The 8,283-nt window shown below is 71.1% G+C and carries 5 protein-coding genes; 2 read left to right on the forward strand and 3 right to left on the reverse strand.

Annotated features, from left to right (window positions below; all coding sequences use genetic code 11):
* A partial coding sequence (locus tag LOY02_RS16310) for an acyl-CoA desaturase (RefSeq protein ID WP_317183425.1) occupies positions 1 to 797 on the forward strand: 797 nt, incomplete at its 5' end.
* Complete coding sequence (locus LOY02_RS16315) at positions 787 to 1,494, forward strand: HAD-IB family hydrolase (protein WP_317183426.1); 708 nt, start codon at positions 787 to 789, stop codon at positions 1,492 to 1,494. The genes LOY02_RS16310 and LOY02_RS16315, both read left to right, overlap by 11 nt.
* Positions 1,495 to 1,645: 151 nt before the next feature.
* Here the strand turns inward: LOY02_RS16315 and LOY02_RS16320 are convergent, their stop codons facing one another.
* From LOY02_RS16320 to LOY02_RS16330, 3 genes are read right to left on the reverse strand one after another with little or no spacing between them, the layout of a single operon-like run.
* Positions 1,646 to 2,674 (reverse strand): dihydroorotate dehydrogenase-like protein, encoded by a 1,029-nt coding sequence (locus LOY02_RS16320; RefSeq protein ID WP_317183427.1) that lies wholly within the window; start codon positions 2,672 to 2,674, stop codon positions 1,646 to 1,648.
* Positions 2,674 to 6,360, reverse strand: coding sequence for a pyruvate:ferredoxin (flavodoxin) oxidoreductase (gene nifJ / locus LOY02_RS16325; protein ID WP_317183428.1), 3,687 nt, complete (start codon positions 6,358 to 6,360; stop codon positions 2,674 to 2,676). The genes LOY02_RS16320 and nifJ overlap by 1 nt, the downstream gene beginning before the upstream one ends.
* A gap of 4 nt (positions 6,361 to 6,364) precedes the next feature.
* Positions 6,365 to 8,104, reverse strand: a complete 1,740-nt coding sequence (locus LOY02_RS16330; RefSeq protein WP_317183429.1) for an NAD(P)-binding protein — start codon at positions 8,102 to 8,104, stop codon at positions 6,365 to 6,367.
* Positions 8,105 to 8,283 lie beyond the last annotated feature (179 nt).

Here is an 8,283-nt window from a genome sequence, read left to right on the forward strand (position 1 = left end):
CGCACAACGACCTGCACCACACGTGGACCAACGTCCTCGGCAAGGACAAGGACGTCGGCTACTCCACGCTGCGCATGTCCGACGAGCAGCCGTGGAAGCCGTACAACCTGCTCAACCCGGTCATCAACCTCTGGCTGGCGCCCTTCTTCGAGTGGGGTATCGCCCTCTACGACCTCGAGCTCGAGGCGTGGCAGGAGGGCGACAAGCCGACGAAGGACGTCGTCAACGACCTCAAGGCCACGGGCCGCAAGGTCGTGCGCCAGTTCACCAAGGACTACGCGGCAACCCCGGCCGTCGCCGCCCTCCTCGGCTCTGGCAAGCAGGCCTTCTGGGGCACCTTCACCGCGAACGCGATCCGCAACGTCTGGGCCCACTCGGTCATCTTCTGCGGCCACTTCCCCGACGGCGTCGACGTCTTCACGGAGGAGATGATCGAGGGCGAGACCCGCGGCGACTGGTACATCCGGCAGATGCTCGGCTCGGCCAACATCTCCGGCAGCACGCTGCTGCACATCATGACGGGCAACCTCAGCCACCAGATCGAGCACCACCTCTTCCCCGACCTGCCGAGCAACCGCTACGGGGAGGTCGCCGTCGAGGTCCGCGAGATCTGCCGGCGCTACGGCCTGCCCTACACGACCGGCCCGATGCCGCAGCAGGTCTACCAGGCCTGGGCCAAGGTCTTCCGCCTCGCCCTGCCGCCACGGACGAAGCGCCTGCCCAAGCAGGGCGTCAACGACACGCCGCCGTCGGTCAGGCGGTCCTCCCCGCTGCCGATGGTGGCACATGGGCTCTGACGGGGCGGCAGTCCGGCCCGGCCAGCGCGCCGCCGCCTTCTTCGACCTCGACCGGACCCTCATCAGGGGCTCGGCGAACTACCCCCTCGCGGTCGCCGCCTTCCGGGGCGGCCACGTGCCCTGGCGCGACCTCGTCAAGGACACCCTCAACGCGGTCGCCTTCCACCGCAAGGGGTCGACCGACGCCAGCTCAGCCGCGCTCCGCGAACGCATCCTCGGTGCGGTTGCGGGCACGCGACAGTCCGACATCATCCACCTCGCCGACGCCATCGTCCCCGGCATCGTCCGCCGGCTCATCCCCCAGTCCGCGGCCCTGCTCGCCGAGTCCAAGGCTGGCGCGATGGACCGCATCGTCGTGTCCGCCTCGCCGATCGAGCTCGTCGGCCGGATCGCCGCGGCCCTCGGGCTCGAGGGTGCGGTGGCAACCCGCAGCGAGCTCGACGAGCACGGCCGCTACACAGGGCGGCTCATCGGTGAGTTCTGCTACGGCCACGGCAAGGTCATCGAGATCGAGAAGCTCGCCGCCGAACGCGGCTATGACCTGGGCGCCAGCGTCGCCTACAGCGACTCGGTGAGCGACCTGCCGATGCTCGAGCGCGTGGGGACCGCCGTCGTGGTCAATCCCGACCGCGAGCTGCGTGGGCTCGCGGTCGAGCGGGGCTGGCGCATCGTCGAGGTCGGCCGCAAGCGCCACTGAACGCCCGGTCGCGACCCAGCCCAGCGGCATACGGAACGTGTCGTATGCCGCTGGGCTGAGCGCGGGGGAACGTGGCGGCGCTGGTGGGCGCTGGCGTTCCGAGATCGGGACGCCATTTCGGGAACGGGACGCCGGACGGCTAGTTGTTCAGCTAGCGGATGCCGAGCGAGGAGTAGGTGTCCCGTCCGCGCTGCAGGGCCGCGACGTAGCCGGCCCGTTCGTAGGCCGTCGGGTCGGCCTCCGGTGGCACGGCGAGCCGGCCCCGCACCTCGTCGATCGACCGGAATCCCTTGCGGGCGAGCCAGTCCTCCAGGCCAGTGAGGATCGCGCCCGCGTGCTGGACCCCGTGGCGGAGCAGCGCCGAGGCGGTCATCACGACGTCCGCACCTGCGAGGAGGTAGGCGGCGACGTCCTCGGCCCGCTCGACGCCGGTCGTGGCGGCGAGGGAGCCGGTGACGTGACCGTGCAGGATGGCGATCCACGACCTCGGCAGCCGCGCCTCCTCCGGTCGGGACAGGACGATGCCGGGCTCGACGGTGAGCCGCTCGGCGTCGACGTCCGGGTGGAGGAACCGGTTGAAGAGGACGAGACCGTCGGCGCCCGCCTCGTCGAGGCGCAGCGCCATCTCGCCCGGGGAGCTGAAGTGGGGGCTCAGCTTGACCGCGACCGGGATGCTGACGTTCTCCTTGACCTCCCGGAGGATCTCGACGTGGCGGTCCTCGACGAGCCGACCCGGCGTGTGTGGGTCGCCCGGGACGAAGTAGATGTTGAGCTCGATCGCGGCGGCCCCGGCGTCCTGCATCGAGCGCGCGAACGTCGTCCACCCACCCTCGGTGCTGCCGTTGAGACTGCCGATGACCGGCACGTCGACCGTCGTCGCCGCCCGCTCGAGGAGCCGGAGGTAGCGCGACACGGCGCTCGGCTCCCCACCCATCGGACGGGCCGTCGACGGGAAGTACGACATCGCTTCGCCGAAGGCGTGCTCGTGCGTCTCGACGATGGCGACGTCACGCAGCTCCTCGCGATGGACCTCCTCCTCGAAGAGCGAGTAGAGGACGACCGCGCCGACGCCGGCGTCCGCGAGCGCCACGACCCGGTCGAGGGACACCGACAGGGGCGAGGCCGACGCGACGAGCGGGTTGCGCAGCGTGAGGCCCAGGTAGTGCGTCGTGAGGTCCATCAGCTTCTCCTCGCGTCCGTCGCGAAGCGCGCCGGTCCGCGCGTCGCCATCTCCTCGTAGGTCACCCACCGTTGGTGGACGGCCTCCTCCGCGAGAGCGAGCAGGCGATCGGCCTCGTCGGGGTCGGAGCTGCGGAGCATCCGGTAGCGCAGCTCCCGGTAGATGTAGTCCTCGAGCGGAATCCGCGGGCGAGGCGAGTCGAGCTGGAAGGGGTTGCCACCCTTCGCCCGCACCGTCGGGTCGTAGCGGAGCAGTGGCCAGTGACCACTCGCCACGGCGCGGTACTGCTGGTCGAGTCCGTCCCTCATCTCGATCCCGTGGGCGATGCAGTGGCTGTAGGCGATGATCAGGGACGGCCCGTCGTAGGCCTCGGCCTCCCGGAAGGCCGTGAGCGTCTGCTGCGAGTCCGCTCCCATGGCGACCCTGGCCACGTAGACGTTGCCGTACGAGATCGCTTGGAGGGCAAGGTCCTTCTTTCCGACGTCCTTGCCTCCGGCGGCGAACTTGGCCACGGCTGCGAGCGGGGTCGCCTTGGAGGACTGCCCGCCGGTGTTGGAGTAGACCTCGGTGTCGAGAACGAGCACGTTGACGTCACGTCCGCTGGCGAGGACGTGGTCGAGCCCGCCGGAACCGATGTCGTAGGCCCAGCCATCGCCGCCGACGATCCACAGGCTGCGTCGCAGCAGATGGTCGACGACGCTGCGGAGGTCCTCGGCCGCCGGCCCCTCGAGGCCCGCGAGGCGCCGGCCGAGCTCGGCGACCCGGTCGCGCTGGGCCGTGAGCTGCGACTCCCTGACCTGCGGCGCCTCGAGGATGGCGTCGGCGAGGTCGGCCCCCACCTGGTCCCGCAGCTCGGCGAGCCGCTCCCGGGCCAGCCGCGTGTGCAGATCGGCGGCGAGGCGCAGCCCGAGGCCGAACTCCGCGTTGTCCTCGAAGAGGGAGTTCGACCAGGCCGGTCCTCGGCCGGCGGCGTTCTTGCTCCACGGCGTCGTCGGGAGGTTCCCGCCGTAGATCGACGAGCAGCCGGTCGCGTTGGCGATCGTCGCCCGCTCGCCGAAGAGCTGCGAGAGCAGCTTGAGGTAGGGAGTCTCGCCGCAGCCTGCGCAGGCTCCGGAGAACTCGAAGAGCGGCTCGAGGAACTGCGTCCCGCGCACCGTTCCGAAGTCGACCCGGGCCCGGTCGTTCTGCGGCAGCGTCTCGAAGAACTCGATGTTGTCGCGCTCGGACTCGAGGACGGGGTCCAGCGGGCCGAGGTTGATCGCCTTGCGGGCGTCGTCGAGGGGGTTGGTGACCGGGCAGGCCTCGACGCAGAGGCCGCACCCGGTGCAGTCCTCGACGTAGACCTGCAGCGTGTAGCGCGAGCCCGGCAGCCCCACCGCGTTGAGCGGGACCGTGGGGAAGCCCTCCGGTGCGCCGTCGAGAGCGTCGGGGTCGACGTACTTCGAGCGGATCACGCTGTGCGGGCAGACGAAGGCGCAGTTGCCGCATTGGATGCAGCTGTCGGGGTCCCACTGGGCCACGAGGTCGGAGATCCTCCGCTTCTCGAAGGCGGTCGTGCCGCTCGGGTACGTCCCGTCGAGGGGGAGCGCGCTGACCGGCAGCTCGTCACCGCGGCCGGCCATCATCGCCGCCGTCACGGTCCGGACGAACTCCGGCGCGTCCGCAGGGACCGTGGGCGGCATCGCCCGGCCGGCGACGTCGGGCGCCTCGGGGACGGGCACCTCGTGCAGGGCTGCCACCGCGCTGTCGACCGCGGCCTCGTTGCGCCGCACGACCTCGCTCCCCCGGCGGCCGTACGTCTTGTGGATGGCGGCCTTGACCGCGGACAGGGCCTCCTCCCGGGGCAGCACGCCCGAGATGGCGAAGAAGCAGGTCTGCAGCACGGTGTTGGTGCGGCCCCGCAGCCCTGCCGCCTCGGCGACGGCGTCGGCGTCGATGGCCCACAGCCGCAGTCCCTTGGCGATGACCTGCTCCTGCACGGGGCGAGGGAGCCCCGCCCAGACCTCGGCCGGCGAGCCTGCCGCGTTGAGCAGCACCCGGGCGCCCGGCGCGGCGACGCCGAGGACATCCACCTTGTCGAGCAGGCCGAGGTGGTGCACGCCGACGAACCCGGCCTGACGGATGAGGTACGGCGCCCGGATCGGGTTGGGTCCGAACCGCAGGTGCGAGACGGTCTGCCCGCCCGACTTCTTCGAGTCGTAGACGAAGTAGGCCTGGGCCTGCATCTGGGGGTTCGCGCCGAGGATCTTGATGGTGTTCTTGTTGGCGCCGACGGTTCCGTCGGAGCCGATGCCGAAGAACACGGCGCGCAGGGTCTCGGCGTCCTCGATGTCGAGGTCCTCGTCATAGGGCAGGCTCGTCCCCGACACGTCGTCGTTGATGCCGATCGTGAACCGGGGCCGGGGCTCGGCCGCGGCGAGCTCGGCGAAGATGCCGGCGACCATGCCCGGCGTGAACTCCTTCGAGGACAGGCCGTATCGTCCGCCGATGACGTGCGGGAGGACCGCGAGGTCGCCGGCCTGGTGCGCCTCGGTCAGCGCGGCGACGACGTCGAGGAAGAGCGGCTCGCCGCCGGACCCCGGTTCCTTCGTCCGGTCGAGGACCGCGACCTGTCGGACCGTCGACGGCAGCGCTGCGAGCAGCTCGGCCGCCGGGAAGGGCCGGTAGAGCCGGACCCGGAGCACCCCGACCCGCTCCCCCCGACCGCGAAGGTGACGGACCGTCTCGGCGACGGTCTGCCCGCCGGATCCCATGATGACGATGACGCGCTCGGCCGCGGGGTCGCCGTCGTACTCGACGACGGAGTACTGCCGCCCCGTGTGCGCCGCGAGGCGGTCCATCGCGGCCTGGACGATCCCCGGGACCCGGACGTAGAACGGGTTGACCGTCTCCCGGGCCTGGAAGTAGACGTCCGGGTTCTGGGCGGTGCCGCGCACGAACGGCCGCTCCGGGCTCAGGGCGCGGGAGCGGTGGGCGCGCACGAGCTCCTCGGGCACGAGGTCACGCAGGACGTCGTCGCCGATCCGCTCGATGGTGTTCAGCTCGTGCGAGGTCCGGAAGCCGTCGAAGAAGTGGACGAAGGGAATCCGGCTCTCGAGCGTCGCCGTCTGGGCGACGAGCGCGAAGTCGTGCGCCTCCTGCACGGACCCCGACGAGAGGAGGGCGTAGCCGGTCTGCCGCACGGCCATGACGTCTGAGTGGTCCCCGAAGATCGACAGGGCCTGCGCCGCAATGGATCTCGCCGCGACGTGGAAGACGGTCGAGGTCAGCTCACCGGCGATCTTGTACATGTTGGGGATCATCAGGAGCAGGCCCTGCGACGCGGTGAAGGTCGTGCCGAGGGCACCGCCCTGGAGGGCGCCGTGCATCGCGCCCGCTGCCCCGCCCTCGCTCTGCATCTCGACGACGGTGGGGACCGTGCCCCAGACGTTCGTCCGTCCGTGCGAGGACCACTCGTCCGCGAGCTCGGCCATCGCCGAGGACGGCGTGATCGGATAGATGGCGCACAGCTCGTTGAGCCGGAAGGCGACGTCGGCCGCGGCCTCGTTCCCGTCGACGGTGACCGTGTCGACCTGGGGCCCCTCTCCTCGCGCGAGCACGTCATCGCTGACGGTGCCGGGCCTGCCCTCGTCGCCTGTCACCGTGGCGTTCGGGCTGTCCTTCGTGACCGTGTCGGTGGGTACCACCTCGTCAACCCCTCTCCACCGAGTCGGTGGCATCGACCTGTGTGAGCTCCGGCTGCGTGAGCACCGGCTGCGTGAGCACCGGCTGCGTGGACTCCGATCGGGTGAACTCCGACTCTGCGACCATCTCGATGGCGTGGACCGGGCACTGTCGGTAGCACGTGCCGCAGCCGGTGCACTTGGCGTAGTCGAACTCGTAGCGAAGCCCCTTGCCGAGCTTGATGATCGCGTCCTCCGGGCACGCGCCGAAGCAGCCGTCGCACTCGAAGCAGTTGCCGCACGACAGGCACCGTCCCGCCTCGAAGCCCGCCTCCTGCTCGGACAGCCCGGAGACGACCTCCTCGAAGGCCGCGATGCGGGCCGCGGGGTCGAGCTCCGGCTGCTGGCGCCGGTCGTGGTCGCCGAAGTACCAGAGGTTGAGCCGGTCGGAGTGGATGATGTCGTGCCGGGGCTCCTTGACGAACTCCTCCGAGTGCAGCCACGCATCGATGCTGCGGGCGGCGCGCTTCCCGTGGCCGACACCGATGGTCACGGTGCGCTGGCTGGGCACGGCATCGCCTCCGGCGAAGATGCCCGGGGCACCGGTCATGAGCGTCGAGGGCGCGACCTTCACGACGTCGTCGTCGAACTCGACGCCCGCGACGTCGCGCAGGAAGGCCGTGTCGCTCTCCTGCCCGAGGGCGAGGATGACCGTGTCGGCGGCGAGAGTCTCGTAGGTCCCGGTGCCGTGCGGGCGGCCGTGCTCGTCGAGCTCCTGGACCTCGACGGTGAGCTCGCCCTCGCCCATGTCCTGGATCGTCCGCAGCCAGTTGATCCGGATCCCCTCGGCCTCGGCGTCCTCCGCCTCCTCCTCGTGGGCGGGCATCTGCTCCCGGCTGCGCCGGTAGACGATGACCGACTCGTCCGCGCCGACGCGCCGGGCGACGCGCGCGGCATCCATCGCGGTGTTGCCGCCCCCGTAGACGGCGACGGTCCCGTGGAGAGGCTGCTGCTCGCCGGTCTCGACGCCGCGGAGGAAGGTCACGGCGTCGAGGACCCGTCCTGCGTCCATGTTGGGGATGTCGACCCGCTTCGACAGGTGCGCCCCCACGGCGACGAAGACGGCGTCGAAGCCACCCTCGAGTCGCTCCGCCTCGAGGTCGGTGACCCGGTGGTCCTGCTCGAAGCGCACGCCGAGGCGCACGAGGCGGTCGATCTCCGCATCGAGGACGTGCCGGGGCAGCCGGTAGGCCGGGATCCCGTAGCGCATCATGCCGCCGGGCGCCGGCCCGTTGTCGCGGACGACGACGTCGTGGCCCTGCCGGGCGAGGTGGTAGGCGGCGGAGAGTCCGCTCGGCCCGGAGCCGATGACGAGCACTCGGTGCCCGGTCCGCGTGGCCGGGGCCTCGAACTGCCAGCCCCGCTCGATGGCGAGGTCGCCGAGGAAGCGCTCGACCCCGTGGATCGAGACGGCTCCGTCGAGGTCGGCCCGGTTGCACGCCGTCTCGCACGGGTGGTAGCAGACCCGGCCGTGGATGGCGGGGAACGGGTTGTCCAGCGTCAGCTGCCGCCAGGCAGCCTCGTGGTCCCCGGCCTTGACGTGCGCGAGCCACGCCTGGATGTTCTCCCCCGCCGGGCAGCCGGCGTTGCAGGGTGGCAGCAGGTCGACGTAGACCGGGCGCTGGGACCGGACCGGTCCGGATCGCAGGCGGCCCAGGCCGAGGGGCGCGAGCGGGGTGAGGTCTCGTTGTTGATCGGACACGCGCATCTCCAAAGTCCGTCCCCCGGACGTCGTGCGCCCCGGGACACCGGGTACTACTCGCTGTAGTACTACCCTATCCCTCTCCCCGGTGCCTGGCCCGTCAGGTTGGTCACGTCCCCCGAGGGGCCACGTGCGCGGGGGAGCCGGCTCAGCGGCATACGACCTGTTCCGTATGCCGCTGAGCC

Source organism: Intrasporangium sp. (assembly GCF_032907665.1).
Classification (GTDB): Bacteria; Actinomycetota; Actinomycetes; order Actinomycetales; family Dermatophilaceae; genus Intrasporangium.

Excerpts from the sequence above, each read along its gene's own strand:
- LOY02_RS16315 (WP_317183426.1), top strand. The coding sequence starts at position 787 with ATGGGCTCTGACGGGGCGGCAGTCCGGCCCGGCCAGCGCGCCGCCGCC.
- LOY02_RS16320 (WP_317183427.1), bottom strand. The coding sequence starts at position 2,674 with ATGGACCTCACGACGCACTACCTGGGCCTCACGCTGCGCAACCCGCTC.
- LOY02_RS16330 (WP_317183429.1), bottom strand. The coding sequence starts at position 8,104 with ATGCGCGTGTCCGATCAACAACGAGACCTCACCCCGCTCGCGCCCCTC.